Source organism: Reyranella soli, assembly GCF_007992495.1.
GTDB classification, from domain to species: Bacteria; Pseudomonadota; Alphaproteobacteria; order Reyranellales; family Reyranellaceae; genus Reyranella; species Reyranella soli.
In genome coordinates, this window is the sequence record NZ_BKAJ01000068.1 from 21,735 (window position 1) to 37,131 (window position 15,397).

Below are 15,397 nucleotides of genomic sequence, written 5' to 3' on the forward strand. Positions count from 1 at the left end.
AACCGGCAAGGCGAATTCCAGGTCGGAATGAACGCTATTCCCGCGGTTGAACACGTGGGGGCGTGCGATGGCAGGCCGACCTGCCGGCTGCGGGCGAAAAAATTCGTGGGCTGCGGCGTGCCCGTGTAACCAAACCGAGACGCGCCCCGAAAGATAGTTCGTCACATCACGCCGGATACCTCCGGGCATCGCGCCGCTCTGGAAAGGGTTATTCCGCTCGCAGGAACGAAGGGAACCGTTCATGACCACCATCAAGTACAGCAACGCTGACGTCGACGGCCTGAAGGTATTCTACCGGGAGGCTGGCCGGGTCGACGCGCCGGCGCTGCTGCTGCTCCATGGCTTTCCGAGCGCAAGCCACATGTTCCGGGATCTCATCCCGCTGCTCGCCGATAGCTTCCACATCTTCGCGCCCGACCTGCCGGGCTTCGGCCAGTCGGACATGCCGGCGCGGAGCAGTTTCAGCTACACTTTCGACCATATCGCCGGCGTCATCGACCGCTTCACTGAGATCATCGGCTTGAAGCGTTTCGCGATGTACGTTTTCGACTACGGCGCGCCGACAGGCTTTCGGATCGCTGCAAAGCATCCGGATCGGATCACCGCGATCATCTCGCAGAACGGCAATGCCTACGAAGAGGGGCTGAGCGAGGGCTGGACTCCGATCCGGGCCTATTGGCAAGAGCCGTCGAACACCAATCGGAAGGCGCTCCGAGCCTTCCTCTCTCCGCAAACAACGCGCTGGCAATACACACATGGCGTGACCGACGAGACCAAGGTATCTCCGGACGGTCAGGCCCTCGATAACTTCTATCTCGCGCGCCCCGGCGCCGACGAGATCCAGCTGGATCTGTTCGGCGACTACAAGAGCAACGTCGCCCTCTATCCGACCTTCCAGAACTACTTCCGCACCCACAGGCCGCCACTCCTCGCCGTGTGGGGCAAGAACGATCCGTTTTTCCTGCCGCCGGGTGCGGAGGCCTTCAAGCGCGACATTCCCGAAGCAATCGTTCGCTTCTTCGACACTGGGCACTTCGCGCTGGAGACGCATGCCGATGAAATCGCTGCTGCCATCCGCGACTTCCTTGTCCGCTGACTCTATCGAGGATGAAATGGCCGGTATCGGCTTCACTTCCCTTCTCGTCAGATTCGGCATGGCTCCGCTTCCGGTCGACACGGGCTGGTTTGCACTGCCGCTCCGACTGGTCGTCGGGTTCGGCTTTGTGCAGCATGGCTACGCAAAGCTTTCCCGTGGACCGGACGGATTCATCGCGATACTGCACGCCATTGGCGTGCCGTTTGCCGACTTGTTGGGTTGGGCCGCGATCATCGTCGAGATCGTCGGTGGACTATTGATCCTCGCTGGCGCCCTTGTGCCTATTGCTGCGGTGCCAATGATCGCGGTGCTTCTTGTTGCAATCTTCACCGTCCATCTTCCCAACGGGTTCAGCTCGATCAAGCTCATGTCCTATGACACGTCGGGCGCGCACTTCGGCCAGCCCGGCTATGAGACGGATTTGCTGTACATCGCGGGGCTCCTCGCACTCTGCCTCGGAGGTGCAGGGCCCCTCTCCGTGGATGGCTATTTGAAACGTCGACCAGCGAAAGGGGCGAATGAGCATGAGCGGATCTAAGGCAAGCCTCAGCGTCGTGCTCGTTCACGGCGCGTGGGCTGACGGTTCCAGCTGGGCCCACGTCATCAGGCTGCTGCAGGCCAGGGGAGTGGGCGTCCTGGCGGCGCCAATCCCGCTGACGTCGTTATCGGATGACGTCGCTGCGCTTGAGCGCGCACTGGAGCGGACCGACGGGCCGGTGGTCCTTGTTGCGCATGCCTATGCCGGGGCCGTGGTTGGGGCGAGCGTCAATGAAAGAGTTCGGTCGCTTGTCTTCATTGCGGCTCTGAGCCCAGACGAAGGCGAAACGGTTGGCGAGGTATTCTATCGCGAGAAGCCGCCCCCGGACGCGCCGCAACTGGCTCCTGATAGGCATGGTTACCTCTGGCTGCCCAATGACGCATTCGGCACCGCCTTCTGCCAGCACGCTTCACCCGAGCAAGCTGCGCTCTTCGCCGCAACGCAGCGTCCGATAGCCCTCGCCTGCATTCAGGAAAAGGCACCGCGGCCGGCGTGGAAGACAATGCCCTCGTGGTATCTGATTGCTCAGGAAGATCGCATGATCAACCCGGCTACACAGCTGTTCCTGGCGCAACGGATGGGGGCGCAGATTCGGTCGGAAAGGATCGACCATACGCCATTGGTTACCGCGCCAGAATTGGTCGTCGAAATGATTCTCCAGGCTGTAACCAGTTCGGCACCCCGTCCGGGTACTTAGAAGCAGAGTCCGTTGTCGCTGAATCGGCAGCGTCGATGAACGAGTTAGCTGCGAGGCGTCATGGGTGCTGCTCTCCCGCGTACGGTTGATGAGGAGATACTTCTGCTACGCGCGCTTGCCGCAAGCCGCCGGACCGCTGCCTTCGCTTCATTCCAGAAGCGCAGGGTCAGCAAGGCACCGCAGACGAGCGGATTCGACCGCGTGAGATCAAGCAACGACACGAGCGTCGGTGCCGATAGCTCCATCGACAAGTGACTACGCCGGCCATGGCCGGTGGTCGCAGGGACAAAATCCCGCTAAAGGCAGGCTTGACTCCGAGCAAGAGCGCCGACTTGCTTTCACGAACAAAGACCGAAACGATAAGGCTGGGGAGAACACCATGCTCGGGATCGATCGACGGAACAGGCTGCGGATGTCATGAGCGAGCCTGCAGCACAAAGCGCGGCCGCTCCCTCCCCGTTCCCCGCGATCGCCGATTACGCGTTCCTGTCGAACTGCCATACCGGCGCGCTCGTCGCCCCGGACGGATCGGTTGACTGGCTCTGCGTGCCGCGGTTCGATTCGCCCAGCGTGTTCGCAGCCTTGCTCGACCGCCAGGCCGGCAGCTTTCGGCTGGCTCCCTTCGGCGCGATCGTTCCCAACTCTCGCACCTATGAGCCGGGAACCAATACGCTCGTCACGACGTGGAACACGCGCGGCGGATGGGTGGTGGTGCGCGACGCGCTCACCATGGGGCCGCGCACTGGCGAGGACCGCGTGACACCGTACACCCGACCGCCGGCCGACGACGGTGCCGATCACATGCTCGTCCGCACTGTGCAGTGCATCGAGGGCCAGGTCGAGATCGAGCTCTACTGCGAGCCGGTCTTCGAATACGGCAGGACATCGGCAGCGTGGACGCTCTCTGGCGACGACGGTCGATCGGCCGATGCCGTCGCCGGCGACCAGAAGATTCGCCTACAGAGCAGCATTCGTCTCGGCATCGAGGGCGATAGCGTTCGTGGCCGCCACACGCTCAGCACCGGCGAGGAGATGTATTGCTCGCTGTCCTGGGCCGATGGGCTTGTCTCCCCCGTCACCATCGACGACGCCAACGCCCGCATGACGGCAACGACACGCTTCTGGCGCACCTGGATCGGCCGCGCTCGGATTCCCGATCACCGCTGGCGATCCCTCATCATGCGGTCGGCGCTCGTCATCAAGGGGCTCACCTACCTGCCGACAGGGGCCACGGTCGCCGCGCTGACGACTTCCCTTCCCGAAACGCCCGGCGGCGAGCGCAACTGGGACTACCGCTACAGCTGGATGCGCGATTCGACGTTCACGCTGCAGGCGCTTCACTGGCTGAACCTCGACTGGGAAGCCAATGAATTCATGGAATTCGTCGCCGACCTAAAGCCCAACGACGACGGCGCGCTGCAGATCATGTACGGCATCGATGGCCGCCGCGATCTCACCGAGTCAACACGCGACGACCTGTCCGGGTACGCCGGCGCGCGCCCGGTACGCATCGGCAACGGTGCGTTCGACCAGCGCCAGAACGACGTCTTCGGCGCAGTGCTGGGATCGATCCTGCTGCATACGCGGCGCAGCCAGCGACTGCCCCGCCGCCTGTGGCCGATCGTCCAGTCGCAGGCGGAATGCGCCGCGCGGGTGTGGCATGAGCCGGACCAGGGTATCTGGGAGGCGCGCGGCGCGCCCCAGCACTATGTTTCCTCGAAGCTGATGAGCTGGGTGGCCCTGGATCGCGCCGCCCGGTTGGCGGAGATCCGGGGTGCTCCCGACCTGACGAAGAAGTGGCAGGCAATCGCCAACGAGATCCGCGCCGATATCCTGGATCGCGGATTGACCGAGAAAGGCGTCCTGCGCCAGCACTATGACACCGATGCGCTGGACGCCTCGACCCTGCTGGCGGGGATCGTCGGCTTCCTTCCCGCCAACGACGAACGGTTGCGCAACTCGGTACTGGCCATTGCCGACAATCTCAGCGAGCAGGGATTCGTGCTGCGCTATCGGACTGAGGAAACTGACGACGGTCTGTCAGGCAAGGAGGGCACGTTCCTGATCTGCTCGTTCTGGCTCGTCTCAGCGCTCACGATCATCGGCGAGGTTCAGCGAGCACGCGACCTGATGGAGCGGCTGCTGCGCATCGCCTCCCCGCTGGGGCTGTACGCCGAGGAGTTCGACGTCGACACCGGCCGCCACCTTGGGAACTTCCCCCAAGCCTTCACGCACCTAGCGCTGATCGAGGCCGCGTCGCGGATCGTCTATTCGGAGCGGCTGGAAGAGTTCACGTAGACGTCAGAGGCCCAGCAGCGTTCCAGCGTTGGCGTCGGGAAGGCCGCTCAGCAGGGCAACGAGGCCGATCAGGGCAGCCGGCCACCAGTCAGCCAAACGGATGTAGGCGGGACGGTGGAAGGTCCTCTGCGACTCAATCTGGAGATACATGGGAGGAACCCTTTGGTGATCGAAACGCGTCAATAATATGGCTGAAGATTATGGAATATCTATCTGATATTCAAGGGAATTCCTTCGTTTCTTAAAGTAAAACTTTACCCGAGCAAGTTTCAGTGCGTGGCACGCCATTTCCTCAAGTTTTTCAATCGACTAAAGGAGGTTATTCAGCCGCGGCAGACAGGTTGAACTGCAGCTCGGCCAGCCGGGCATAAAGGCCGTCGCGGCGGACCAGGTCGGCATGGCGGCCGACATCGACGACCCGGCCGTGGTCGACCACGACGATCCGGTCCGCCTTCTGCACGGTCGCCAGGCGATGGGCGATCACCAGGGTGGTGCGGCCTTTCATCAGCCGGTCAAGGGCCTGCTGGACGGCCAGCTCGCTTTCCGCATCGAGAGCGCTGGTCGCCTCATCGAGCAGCAGGATGGCGGGATTGCGCAGCACGGCGCGGGCGATGGCTATGCGCTGGCGCTGGCCGCCCGAGAGCCGCACGCCGCGCGCGCCGAGGTCGGTGGCGAAGCCCTGCGGCAGGGTCTCGATGAACCTGAGCGCCGAGGCCGTCTCTGCGGCGGCGCGCACGTCGGCGTCGCTGGCGTCGGGCCGGCCATAGCGGATGTTCTCGGCCACCGAGGCGGTGAACAGCACCGGCTCCTGCGGCACGATCGCCATCGCGCTGCGCAGGTCGGCGAAGCGCAGGTCGCGGATGTCGACGCCGTCGATGCGGATCGTCCCCGCCTCGGGATCGTAGAAGCGCAGCAGCATGTTGAAGACAGTGGTCTTACCCGCCCCCGACGGGCCGACGATGGCCACGGTCTCGCCTGGCACGACATTGAGATCGAAGCGGTCGAGCGCCAGCTGCTCCTGCCGCGTCGGATAGCGGAACGACACCTTCTCGAAGTGCACGCCGCCACGCAGCGGCACAGGCAGAGACTTGGGGTTCGCAGCCTCGATGATAGCGGGCGGCTCGGCCCTGAGCTCGGCCAGGCGCTCGGCGGCGCCGGCGGCGCGCTGCAGGTCACCGATGGTCTCGCTGATGGCGCCGCCCGAGCTCGCGACCAGCACGGCATAGAAGACGAAGGCCGTGAGGTCGCCGGCGCTGATGCGCCCGCTCAGCACGTCGTGGCCGCCCATCCACAGCAGGAAGCCGACGGCGGCGAAGACGATGAAGATCACCAGCGTCGTCATTATGGCGCGCTGGGCGACCCGGCGGCGGGCCGCGTCGAAGGCCCGCTCGGTGGCCTCGCCGAAGCGCTGCGTGGCGCGCTCTTCCTGGGCGAACGCCTGCACGGTGCGTACGGCGTCGAGCGTCTCGCCGCCCTCCGAGACCATGTCGGCCATGCGCGCCTGCGCCTCGCGCGACAGGCGGCGGACCTTGCGGCCGAACAGGATGATGGGCGCCACCACCAGCGGCACGACCGCCAGCACCAGCAGGGCGAGCTTGGGATTGGTGATCACCAGCATCGCCACGCCGCCCACGCACATCAGCGAATTCCGGAGCGCCACCGACGCCGACGAGCCGATCACCTGCTCGATGAGCTGGGCATCGGCCGAGATGCGGCTCATGACGTCGCCCGAGCGCTTGATCTCGAACCAGGCCGGTCCCAGCCGCACGACATGGGCGAACAGGTCGCGGCGCAGGTCGCCGACCACGCGCTCGCCCAGCCAGGACACCAGGTAGAAGCGCGCGCCCGAGGCGATCGCCAGCACCACGGCAACGGCGATCAGCGAGGCGAGCGCGTAGTTCAGGATGTCCGGCCGGCCCTGGGCAAAGCCGCGGTCGATCAGGGCGCGCAGGCAGGCGCCGAACGCCAGCACGGTGCCAGCGGCGATCAGCAAGGAAAAGACGGCCAGGACGGTCCGGCCGCGATAGGGCCGCAGGTACGGTCCGAGAAGCCTCAGGCCGCCAAACCGGTTCATGACGGCCGCCATTCCAGCGAAACGCCCAGCTCGGCCGACAGGTGGGCTAAAAGGTCGGGACCGCCACGGGTGTCCTTCCACTGGCTCGAGGCCGCGTCGAAGGCGTAATGCCGCGCCCCGCTCTGGGGCGAACTCAGCCAAATCTGCCGGGTTGGTGCATGTTTATTCACGACCCAGGTGCCGTCATGTCCGTCGACCGTCAGGATCCCGCCCTGCAGTTCGGCATCGGCATGGGCGCCGATACCCTCCTCGAGGGCGGCTAGAAGGCTGTCGGCCAGGCTTTCGAAGGCAGAGTCGCTCATTGGCCCGGTCGGTCTACAGGCCCGTTTGGCCGCGGACAACCGGCTTCTGCTCGGGCTTGTCCTCCGCCGCCCCCGCCTGTATACCCGCCGCCTTAATCGCGCCGGCCGGTCGGCAATCGGCCCTTATGCGCTGGAGATTGTTCATGAAAGAGAAGACCCACCCCGACTACCACAAGATCACCGTGGTGATGACCGACGGTTCGTCCTTCGAGACCAAGTCGACCTGGGGCAAGGAAGGCGCCACGCTGCGCCTCGACATCGATCCCAAGACCCACCCGGCCTGGACCGGCGTGCGCCAGTCCGTCGATCGCGGCGGCCGCGTGCAGCGCTTCAAGGACCGCTTCGGCATGACCGGCTCCGCGGAAGGCGGCGTCGGCGCGGGCACCAAGTCGAGCGGCGCCAAGCCGGAAGCGACCCCAGCTAAGGGCGCAGCCAAGAAGAAGTAAGTCCGGGCTTCTTCGCCGCCTCTGTTACACTCCGTCTTCCATTTTTGGGGAGACGGTGTGGTGAAGAGCGAAGTTCGAGTCGTCTGTGCGCACGATTGTCCCGACATGTGCTCGCTCATCGCCCATGTCGAGGACGGCAAGGTCGTGCGCGTGCAGGGCGATCCGGACCATCCGTACACGGCGGGATTCGCCTGCGGGAAGGTCAATCGCGACGCCGACCTCGTCAATTCGCCCGAGCGCATCAAGACGCCGCTGAAGCGCACCGGCCCGAAAGGCTCGGGCCAGTTCAAGCCGATCACCTGGGACGAGGCGCTCGACGAGATCTCCGCCAAGTGGAAGGCGATCATCGCCGAGAGCGGCCCGCTGGCGCTGCTGGGCTACGCCTACTCCGCCCACCAGGGCCTGATGAATCGAGGGCTGGTGAACGGCCTGTTCCATGCGCTGGGCGCCTCGCGCCTGCAGGCCGGCACGGTGTGCGATACCTGCTGCGAGACGGCGTGGGACGTGACCGTCGGCTCGGTCGGCGGCGCCGACCCCGAGGATGTCGTCCATTCCGACCTGGTGATCTCGTGGGGCGCCGATCTCGCCGCCACCAACGTGCATTTCTGGGCGCTCGCCGAGGAGCAGAGGAAGAAGCGCGGCGTGCCGATCGTGGTGATCGATCCGCGCCGCACCCGCAGCGCCAAGGCCGCCGACCTCTATCTGCCGATCCGCATCGGCACCGATGCCGCGCTGGCGCTGGGCATCATGCACATCCTGGTGCGCGACAAGCTCGCAAATCGCGACTACATCGCCCAACACACGCTGGGCTTCGACAAGGTCGAGCGGGAGATCCTGCCGAAGTTCCCGCCGCAGCGCGTCGCCGAGATCACGGGCCTGGCCGTCACCGACATCGAGAAGCTTGCGGCGATGTACGGCAAGGCCAAGGCCGCGCTGATCCGGCTGGGCGAAGGCATGACCCGCCTCACCCACGGCGGCCAGGCACTCCGCACCGTGGCGCTGCTGCCTGGCGTCTCGGGCCACTACGCCGTGAAGGGCGGCGGTGCGCTGCTGCTGACGGCAGCGTCGTGCGATCTCAACTACGCCGCCGTGCGCAAGCCGTCGGGGCTGGCCGCGACGCGCAACGTCAATCACCTGCGGCTGGGCGAAGAGCTTCTGAACATGCAGGACCCGCCGATCCGCGCGCTCTACGTGGCGGCCAACAATCCCGCCGTGACCTGCCCCGAGGTCCACAAGGTGCAGAAGGGCCTTTTACGCGAGGACCTGTTCACTGTGGTGCACGATCCCTTCATGACCGACACCGCGAAGTACGCTGACATCGTGCTGCCGGCGGCAAGCTACCTCGAGACCGACGATCTCTATCGCGCCTACGGCGCCTACTGGATGCAGTGGGGCCGCCAGGCCGCCAAGCCGCAGGGCGAGGCACGGTCGAACTTCGATGTGGCGCAGGCGCTCGCCGGGCGCATGGGACTCAGCGACCGCATCTTCACGCTCGCACCGCAGGACGCGGCCAAGGAGCTGTTCAAGGGCGCGACCGGTCCTGCGGCCGCCGCCGATCCGGAGAAGCTGTTCGCCGGCGAGCCGATCCATATCGCGCACGAATTCAAGGGCCAGCAGTTCAAGACGCCGTCGGGCAAGCTCGAATTCTATTCCGAGCAGCTCGCCAAGCAGGGCGTCTCGCCCCTGCCCGACTGGAACGAGGATCCTGCCGAAGTGGCCGAGGCCGCCAAGTGGCCGCTGCGCCTGCTGACGGCGCCGGGCTATTTCCAGGCGCACACGGCGTTCTCGGGCGTGGGCTTCCTGCGCCAGCGCGAAGGCAAGCCGTTCTGCGTGCTGCATCCTGAGGATGCCGGCAAGCGCGGCCTCAAGAACGGCGACGAAGTGCGCCTGTTCAACGATCGCGGCGCGATCGGGCTGATGCTGCAGGTGGGCGACGACATCCAGCCCGGCGTCGTGCTGGTGCCCGGACAGCGGCCCACCGGCGAGGCCGTGTCCGGCACCATCAACATGCTCTGCTCCGACCGCTACACCGACATGGGCGAAGGTGCGACGTACCAGAGCACCTGGCTCGATGTCGGCAAGTGGACGGCATAGTGCGGGGGCGCGCCACTCCGGTGGCACGTCATGACCAACCGAGCAACTCGCTAACCTCACCCTGAGGAGCGGCCCAGCGGGCCGCGTCTCGAAGGGTGGGCTACAGCACAACTGGTTCCCACCCTTCGAGACGCATCGCTTCGCGATGCTCCTCAGGGTGAGGTTGTGTTGGTTCTGGCGTCTCCATGACGCGCCACTGGAGTGGCGCGCCCCCAGCCGATTACACAAACCGATGCTGTGTGCGCTCGCGCTTGGCGAGCTTTGGCACCGCCTGGCCCACGATCAGCGTCTTGAAGTGATCGGTCTGTTGATGGTTAGCGAAGGCCGCCTCGTCCTTGAAGACCTCGTAGAAGAAGAACTTGTGCGGCTCGCTGGTCGACTGGTGGATCTGGAACGCCTTCACGCCGGGCTCGCGCTGGGCCTGCGGCAGGAACTGGCGCACGATCCCCTGCACGGCGTCGACCTCGTCGGGCTTGGCCTCCCAGAACGCGGTGACGACGAGACCATCCTTGAGGCTGTGAAGATCGGTCATGGCTTTCTCCGTCGGTTGTTGACGACGGAACCATAGGCCTCGCATCGACGCCGTCGCTTCGGCGCCGGTCGAACTCACGTCGAACGCCTACGGCGCCTTGGCGATCGGACGACCGCCGCGCAGCGCTTCCAGTTCCGCCTTGATCCGGTCGGCGACGAGGGCTTCGCCCTTCTGGGTCCAGTGACCATCCATCTTGCGATAGGTGCCTGGGATGCCATCGAGCGTGGGACGCAGGTCGACATGGCGGATGCCGGCCTTGTCGAGCGCGGCGGCGAGCTGGGCATGCCACTCGTCGCAGACGTAATTCCAGCTGTACGCGCGTGGCCACGGCTTCCAGAACTCGACATATTCCGGATCGACACTGCCCATCGGCACCAAGAATACCGACAATGGCACGCCGCGCTTGCGCAGCACACGGTCGGTGGCTTCGATCCAGGAGAACGTCGCTTCGACGCTCTTGTTGTCCGCCTTTCGCTTGGCATCCTCCCGGCTTCTCGCCACATCGAAGTCGCGCGCCTCCCAACTCATGAGCGTGCCGAACATCCAGTCCAGCAGATATTCCTGCTCGCCTTCCTTCTGCGGCAGGGCGATGTTGAAGAAGCGGTTGTCGCCGCGCGACAGGATCTCGGCGATCTTTTCTTCGGGCAGGTCGGGATAGACGTAGGTTTTCACGTACGAAATGATGCGCTTCTGCCGCTCCTCGGGCGGCGAGATGATCGCGGCGTACAGCATCTCGTCGTCGCGGGGCGGCGCCTTGATGCGCGACTGGAAGAAAGCCGCGAGGTCGAGGCGGTTCACCACCAGCCAGTTGGTCCGCGGCATGATAAGGCCGAGCAGCGCTCCGCCCGGCGATTCGTCGACCCAGTTCGGCAAGATCGAGTAGCCGCTGTTGGGGGCCATGAAGTCGTTGCCGGCATAGATAAAGAGCAGCACCGCATCGGGCTGCAGCTCCACCGCCACGTCGCGGATACGATAGTAATAGCTGCGCGGGTCGGTGGCTGCGACGCCGAAGTTAACCGCCTCGATTTTGTGGCTGGGCTCTGTGCGCTGCTGCACCGCCGCCGGCAACGACAATGGCGTGAAGCGCGAATCGACGAAGCTGTCGCCGACGAAGATCGCGCGCCAGGCTCCTGGCGGTTTTTCGATCGTCCGCTCGCTGTCGCGCATGCCCCAGGAATTGTCGGGATCGGCGAGCCAAGGCTGGTTCTTGAAGGGAGTCGCCAGATGACGGACCGACGCGGGCTCGCGCGGGTTCATGGCCCGCGCGGGCCAGGCCGGTACATAGAATGAGGACAGGATCTCGATGCCCACCAGGCTGGCGGCAATGAGGATGACGCCGAACAGGGTGCCGAACACCCAGCGCTTACGACGGCTCATGTCTTTTTCGCTCTCCCCGGCCGTGCACCGCCGTCTCCCGCGGCAAAGAGATGATCACATGATGATAGGCCACGCGCGAGGCGCTCTCAACTTCGTGAAGGCGCTCCGCATCGCGGCTACAGCCGTATAAGCGGCTCGGGCCAAGCCACGCCGCGCATTGCCCTGAGGGCCGCGGTGTCCATGTAGACCGTCTCCTCGGCGATCCGCCCATCGCGCAGGCGGAACTTGTCGACGCCGCGCCAGTCGATCCGCTTGCCGCCGGCCGTGCGGGTGGCCTGCCATTCGACGATCACGACGTCGCCACGCGCGGCCCAGTCCAGCAGCTGCCAGACGTGATCGGGCGCCGTCTCGCGCACCAGTTCGGTAAGGCGCCCTAGCTCTTTGCCCGTGACCGGGCGATCGTAGAACGGCGACCGCAGGATCCCGTCGGGATGCCACAGCGCCAGGAAAGCCTCGGGATCGCGCGCCGCCCAGGCGGCGGCAAAGCGGCTGACGAAATCCTGAATGTCCACATCGCTCATCGTCTTCTCCTTCTGGATGAGCGAGACCTAGTTGGGCGATGATGCATCGTCTGGCGGAGTTCGGACCCTACATGGCCATGGCAAACCGACTGATCCTCGATACCGACGGCGGCGTCGACGACGCCCAGGCGCTGCTGATGCTGATCGCCGCCGGCCGCGCGCCGTGTGCCATCACGACGGTGTACGGCAACGTGAGCCTCGAGGCGGCGACGGAGAACGTGCTCGCCATCCTCGCCACCGCCGGCGTCCACATCGAGGTGCATGCCGGCGCCGCCCAGCCGCTGGTGGAGACGCGCATCGATGCCCGTCACGTCCACGGCGAGGACGGCCTGGGCGGCGCGCCCCGGCCGGCCGAGACCCGCGACCTTGCCGGCTGGGACGCCGTGCAGTTCCTCACCGCCACGCTGTCGGCGGCGGCCGCCGCGGCTGATCCCGTCGATCTCCTGATGGTCGGGCCGCTCACCAACCTCGCGCTGGCGCTCCGGCGCACGCCGGGGATCGCGAAGGGCATCGGGCGCCTCACGGTCATGGGCGGCACACTGTACGGCCGTGGCAACGTCACGCCGGCCGCCGAGTTCAACATCTTCTGCGATCCCGAAGCGGCGGCCATCGTGCTGAGCGCCGGCCTCGACACCACAGTCGTTCCCTGGGAGCCGTGCCTCAGCCATTTCCTGGCCGGCAGCGACCTCGATCGCATGCTCGAGGCGGCACCCGAGAGCGACTACAAGGCCTTCGTCCGGGGCCTGATGGCGCACGACCGAACCCGGCACGTGCGCGAGGGCAAGGGCGACCGCCTGTTCCTGATCGATCCCCTGGCTGCGGCGGTCGTGGTGGAACCCTCGATCGTCACCAGGGCGCTGCGGGCTTCGATCGGGGTGGCGCTGGCGCCCGGCCTCACCCGGGGCATGACGGTGATCGACCCGTCCGGCCGGGTCGGTACCCCGACGGTGACCGTGGTCGAAGAGGCGCGGCTGGACCGCCTTGCGGCGCTGGTTGAGGCATCCCTTACCTGGTCGCCACCCAGAGGATGATTTTTCCTATGGCTGCCGTGCAGGCGATTTTCTTTTCCCTTGGCACGAAATGAGCTTAGCTGCCGGCAGACAGGAACTTTCGGCGAGAGGGAATGGCAGGCAAGGCGAAACCGGTGGTCGGCGTTATCGGCAACGCCTCGGTCGTGAACGACCGGCACAACGTACAGCTCGTGGGGCAGCGCAACATGCGCGCGATCGCGGAGGTCGCGGGCGCTCTGCCCCTGATGTTCGCCGGCACGCCGGACATCACTGACGTCGACGCCCTGCTGGGTGCGGTCGACGGCGTCCTGCTGACCGGGGCGCGCGCCAACGTCCATCCGACCTGCTTCGGCGTCGAGCCCGATCCGCGGCACGAGCCCTACGACCACCATCGCGACGCCATGGCGCTGTCGCTGATCAAGGCCTGCGTCGAGCGCGGCATCCCGTTGTTCGGCATCTGCCGCGGCCTGCAGGAGATGAACGTGGCCTTCGGCGGCACGCTGCACCCGGAGATCCGCGACATCCCCGGCCGCATGAACCATCGCATGCCGCGGCTGGAGAACGGTGAGATCCATCCCGATCCGGAAGTGGTGTTCGCTGATCGCCACGAGGTGCGGCTGGCCAAGGACGGCGCCTTCGCGAAGCTTTTAGGTCGCGATTCGATCCGCGTGAACTCGCTGCATGGCCAGGGCATCCTCGAGCCAGGCGAGCGCGTCGTCGTCGAGGGCATCGCCGAGGACGGCACGATCGAGGCGATCCGCATCGCCGACGCGCCCTGCTTCGCACTCGGCGTCCAATGGCACGCCGAATACGACCCGCAAAGCAACCCCATCAACCGCGCGCTCTTCCAGGCCTTCGGCGCCGCCCTTCATCAGCGCTAGCGCTGCCTGAGCGACACCAGCCTCAAACCCGCGACGACGGCGGCGAGTGCTGCCAGCACGAAGCTCATCGGCACCCAGAACGCTGCCGCGGCGACGTCGGTACGGGTCAATCCGGCCGACAGGCCGGCGGCGTTGGCGGCGAGCCCCGAAAGGGCCGCGCCCAGGGCGAAGCCGGTCTGCTGCACGGTGGCAATCGAGGAGGCGGCGAGATTCTCCTCGCCCGCCCGTGCACCGCTCATGACCCTCTGGGCGATGAATGCCCAGCACGCGCCGATGCCGGCGCCGACAAGGGCGATCGCCGGAAAGACGATCGGCGCCGGCTTCAGCGGCATCAACAGGGCGACGCCGGCCAGGCCCAGCGCCATCATCAGCGGACCCGCGACCAGCAGCCTATCGCTGCGTTGTTCCGGCGTGCCGGCGACGACGAGCGACATGCCCGTCCAGCCGAACGAGGCGCCGGCCACCATGTAGCCGGCTTGAAGCGGGTCGAGCCCGTGCAGGGATTGCAGGAAGATCGCGACGAAAATCTGCAACGGGCTGTAGGAGACGGCAACGAGCAGGGAAAGCCACAGGCCCATGCCCGTCAGGCTGCCAAACGAGAAGGCATCGGTCGGCAGCAGCGGTTGCGCAGCGCGACGATCGATCCTCAACGTCACCACCAGGGCGGCGATGGCGCCGGCGAGCAGCAGCAGCTTGGTTGGCACGCCGGGCGCGATCGCCATCAGCGACATGGAAGCGATCGCGCCGCAGATCAGCAGCACGCGCAGGCCGGGCACGCGCGCGCTGGCGCCGCTGGTGGCGCTGAGCGGCAGGGCGCGGCGCGCCACCACCACCAGGACGACGGCCATCGCCGTCACGGCGAAGAACGCACCGCGCCAGTCGCCGTAGCGGGCGAACAGGCCGCCGACCAACGGTCCGACCAGGATTGACATGCTCCAGGCGCCCGACAGCAGGGCGAAGCCCCTTGCCCACAGATGCTCAGGAAAGGTGCTGCGCACCAGGACGTAGGCCATGGCGGTCAAAAGGCCGCCGCCGAAACCCTGGACGAAGCGGCCGGCCACGACCTGGCCCATGGTCGGCGCCAGCGCGCAGGTGAGCGCGCCCACGCCGAAGATCGCGGCCCCGGTGCAGAACACCGTGCGCGCGCCCAGGATCGAGGTCAGGTAGCCGGTGCAGGTCGCCGCCACGATCGACGAAGCGAGGAAGGCGCTGGACGTCCAGCTCATCAGCATGGCGCCGCCGAGATTGTCGACGACGCTCGGCAGCACCGTGGCCAGCATCAGCACGTTCATGGAATGCAGCAGCACGCCGCCCACCAGAACCGCCACCGCCGGCAGCCAGGCCGGACGCAGCAACGCGTTCCAGCCGGTCTCGACCGTTTCCTCCGACATTTCGGGGTCGACTGACCATGTCCATGGCATGGGGTCAAACGACCAAGGCTCATACCTCATCTGGGCGTGAGGTATGGGCAGGACCGACACAAGGGACATAGAGGTCCGAAAATCGCGAGCGACGGCCGGTTCCGCGTACT

14 protein-coding genes and 1 pseudogene are annotated in these 15,397 nt (G+C 66.1%); 8 read left to right on the forward strand and 7 right to left on the reverse strand.

The features are described from left to right. Positions 1 to 241 precede the first annotated feature (241 nt). The 4 genes from RSO01_RS18865 to RSO01_RS18880 all read left to right on the forward strand — a co-directional run bounded on the left by RSO01_RS18865 (position 242) and on the right by RSO01_RS18880 (position 4,629). Entirely contained in the window at positions 242 to 1,096 is an 855-nt protein-coding gene (locus tag RSO01_RS18865) for an alpha/beta fold hydrolase (protein WP_147150732.1), read from the forward strand. Further along, a complete protein-coding gene (locus RSO01_RS18870) occupies positions 1,056 to 1,634 on the forward strand; it encodes a DoxX family protein (protein ID WP_246158557.1) in 579 nt (192 codons plus the stop codon). Before RSO01_RS18865 ends, RSO01_RS18870 begins: the two co-directional genes overlap by 41 nt. Then, on the forward strand, positions 1,621 to 2,331 hold the full coding sequence (locus tag RSO01_RS18875) for an alpha/beta fold hydrolase (RefSeq protein ID WP_147150733.1): 711 nt from the start codon (positions 1,621 to 1,623) through the stop codon (positions 2,329 to 2,331). The genes RSO01_RS18870 and RSO01_RS18875 overlap by 14 nt, the downstream gene beginning before the upstream one ends. Before the next feature lie 417 nt (positions 2,332 to 2,748). Then, complete coding sequence (locus RSO01_RS18880; protein WP_147150735.1) at positions 2,749 to 4,629, forward strand: glycoside hydrolase family 15 protein; 1,881 nt, start codon at positions 2,749 to 2,751, stop codon at positions 4,627 to 4,629. Positions 4,630 to 4,632: 3 nt separating this feature from the next. On the opposite strand, the gene RSO01_RS47365 is transcribed toward RSO01_RS18880, so the two are convergent. The 3 genes from RSO01_RS47365 to cyaY form a co-directional block, all read right to left on the reverse strand. Then, the gene (locus RSO01_RS47365; RefSeq protein ID WP_170303179.1) at positions 4,633 to 4,779 is read right to left on the reverse strand and encodes a hypothetical protein; all 147 of its coding nucleotides are present in this window, start codon (positions 4,777 to 4,779) and stop codon (positions 4,633 to 4,635) included. 169 nt (positions 4,780 to 4,948) lie between these two features. Continuing rightward, positions 4,949 to 6,703: an ABC transporter transmembrane domain-containing protein gene (locus tag RSO01_RS18885; protein WP_246158559.1), complete on the reverse strand. Its 1,755-nt coding sequence runs from the start codon at positions 6,701 to 6,703 to the stop codon at positions 4,949 to 4,951. Next, positions 6,700 to 7,005, reverse strand: coding sequence for an iron donor protein CyaY (cyaY, locus tag RSO01_RS18890; protein ID WP_147150738.1), 306 nt, complete (start codon positions 7,003 to 7,005; stop codon positions 6,700 to 6,702). Before cyaY ends, RSO01_RS18885 begins: the two co-directional genes overlap by 4 nt. A gap of 143 nt (positions 7,006 to 7,148) precedes the next feature. Here cyaY and rpmE point away from each other — a divergent pair. Beyond that, positions 7,149 to 7,361 (forward strand): annotated as a pseudogene (rpmE, locus tag RSO01_RS18895) (50S ribosomal protein L31); the annotation flags it as partial. A gap of 150 nt (positions 7,362 to 7,511) precedes the next feature. After that, positions 7,512 to 9,545: a molybdopterin-containing oxidoreductase family protein gene (locus RSO01_RS18900; protein ID WP_147150742.1), complete on the forward strand. Its 2,034-nt coding sequence runs from the start codon at positions 7,512 to 7,514 to the stop codon at positions 9,543 to 9,545. Positions 9,546 to 9,765: 220 nt separating this feature from the next. On the opposite strand, the gene RSO01_RS18905 is transcribed toward RSO01_RS18900, so the two are convergent. The 3 genes from RSO01_RS18905 to RSO01_RS18915 all read right to left on the reverse strand — a co-directional run bounded on the left by RSO01_RS18905 (position 9,766) and on the right by RSO01_RS18915 (position 11,975). Then, complete coding sequence (locus tag RSO01_RS18905; RefSeq protein ID WP_246158560.1) at positions 9,766 to 10,077, reverse strand: putative quinol monooxygenase; 312 nt, start codon at positions 10,075 to 10,077, stop codon at positions 9,766 to 9,768. 87 nt (positions 10,078 to 10,164) lie between these two features. Continuing rightward, positions 10,165 to 11,454, reverse strand: a complete 1,290-nt coding sequence (locus RSO01_RS18910) for an alginate O-acetyltransferase AlgX-related protein (RefSeq protein ID WP_147150744.1) — start codon at positions 11,452 to 11,454, stop codon at positions 10,165 to 10,167. A gap of 116 nt (positions 11,455 to 11,570) precedes the next feature. Further along, positions 11,571 to 11,975, reverse strand: a complete 405-nt coding sequence (locus RSO01_RS18915) for a nuclear transport factor 2 family protein (RefSeq protein ID WP_147150746.1) — start codon at positions 11,973 to 11,975, stop codon at positions 11,571 to 11,573. 38 nt (positions 11,976 to 12,013) lie between these two features. Here RSO01_RS18915 and RSO01_RS18920 point away from each other — a divergent pair, with 38 nt between their 5' ends. After that, on the forward strand, positions 12,014 to 13,006 hold the full coding sequence (locus RSO01_RS18920) for a nucleoside hydrolase (RefSeq protein ID WP_218037383.1): 993 nt from the start codon (positions 12,014 to 12,016) through the stop codon (positions 13,004 to 13,006). Positions 13,007 to 13,098: 92 nt separating this feature from the next. Continuing rightward, a complete protein-coding gene (locus RSO01_RS18925; protein ID WP_147150748.1) occupies positions 13,099 to 13,866 on the forward strand; it encodes a gamma-glutamyl-gamma-aminobutyrate hydrolase family protein in 768 nt (255 codons plus the stop codon). Here the strand turns inward: RSO01_RS18925 and RSO01_RS18930 are convergent. Continuing rightward, the gene (locus RSO01_RS18930) at positions 13,863 to 15,257 is read right to left on the reverse strand and encodes an MFS transporter (protein WP_170303181.1); all 1,395 of its coding nucleotides are present in this window, start codon (positions 15,255 to 15,257) and stop codon (positions 13,863 to 13,865) included. The two genes, RSO01_RS18925 and RSO01_RS18930, sit on opposite strands and share 4 nt — an antisense overlap. Positions 15,258 to 15,397: the final 140 nt, after the last annotated feature.

What these genes read in the sequence shown, in the direction of transcription:
- RSO01_RS18865 (WP_147150732.1), top strand. Translation starts at nt 242, where the DNA reads ATGACCACCATCAAGTACAGCAACGCTGACGTCGACGGCCTGAAGGTA.
- RSO01_RS18870 (WP_246158557.1), top strand. Translation starts at nt 1,056, where the DNA reads ATGAAATCGCTGCTGCCATCCGCGACTTCCTTGTCCGCTGACTCTATC.
- RSO01_RS18875 (WP_147150733.1), top strand. Translation starts at nt 1,621, where the DNA reads ATGAGCGGATCTAAGGCAAGCCTCAGCGTCGTGCTCGTTCACGGCGCG.
- RSO01_RS18880 (WP_147150735.1), top strand. Translation starts at nt 2,749, where the DNA reads ATGAGCGAGCCTGCAGCACAAAGCGCGGCCGCTCCCTCCCCGTTCCCC.
- RSO01_RS47365 (WP_170303179.1), bottom strand. Translation starts at nt 4,779, where the DNA reads ATGTATCTCCAGATTGAGTCGCAGAGGACCTTCCACCGTCCCGCCTAC.
- RSO01_RS18885 (WP_246158559.1), bottom strand. Translation starts at nt 6,703, where the DNA reads ATGAACCGGTTTGGCGGCCTGAGGCTTCTCGGACCGTACCTGCGGCCC.
- cyaY (WP_147150738.1), bottom strand. Translation starts at nt 7,005, where the DNA reads ATGAGCGACTCTGCCTTCGAAAGCCTGGCCGACAGCCTTCTAGCCGCC.
- RSO01_RS18905 (WP_246158560.1), bottom strand. Translation starts at nt 10,077, where the DNA reads ATGACCGATCTTCACAGCCTCAAGGATGGTCTCGTCGTCACCGCGTTC.
- RSO01_RS18910 (WP_147150744.1), bottom strand. Translation starts at nt 11,454, where the DNA reads ATGAGCCGTCGTAAGCGCTGGGTGTTCGGCACCCTGTTCGGCGTCATC.
- RSO01_RS18915 (WP_147150746.1), bottom strand. Translation starts at nt 11,975, where the DNA reads ATGAGCGATGTGGACATTCAGGATTTCGTCAGCCGCTTTGCCGCCGCC.
- RSO01_RS18920 (WP_218037383.1), top strand. Translation starts at nt 12,014, where the DNA reads ATGATGCATCGTCTGGCGGAGTTCGGACCCTACATGGCCATGGCAAAC.
- RSO01_RS18925 (WP_147150748.1), top strand. Translation starts at nt 13,099, where the DNA reads ATGGCAGGCAAGGCGAAACCGGTGGTCGGCGTTATCGGCAACGCCTCG.
- RSO01_RS18930 (WP_170303181.1), bottom strand. Translation starts at nt 15,257, where the DNA reads ATGTCGGAGGAAACGGTCGAGACCGGCTGGAACGCGTTGCTGCGTCCG.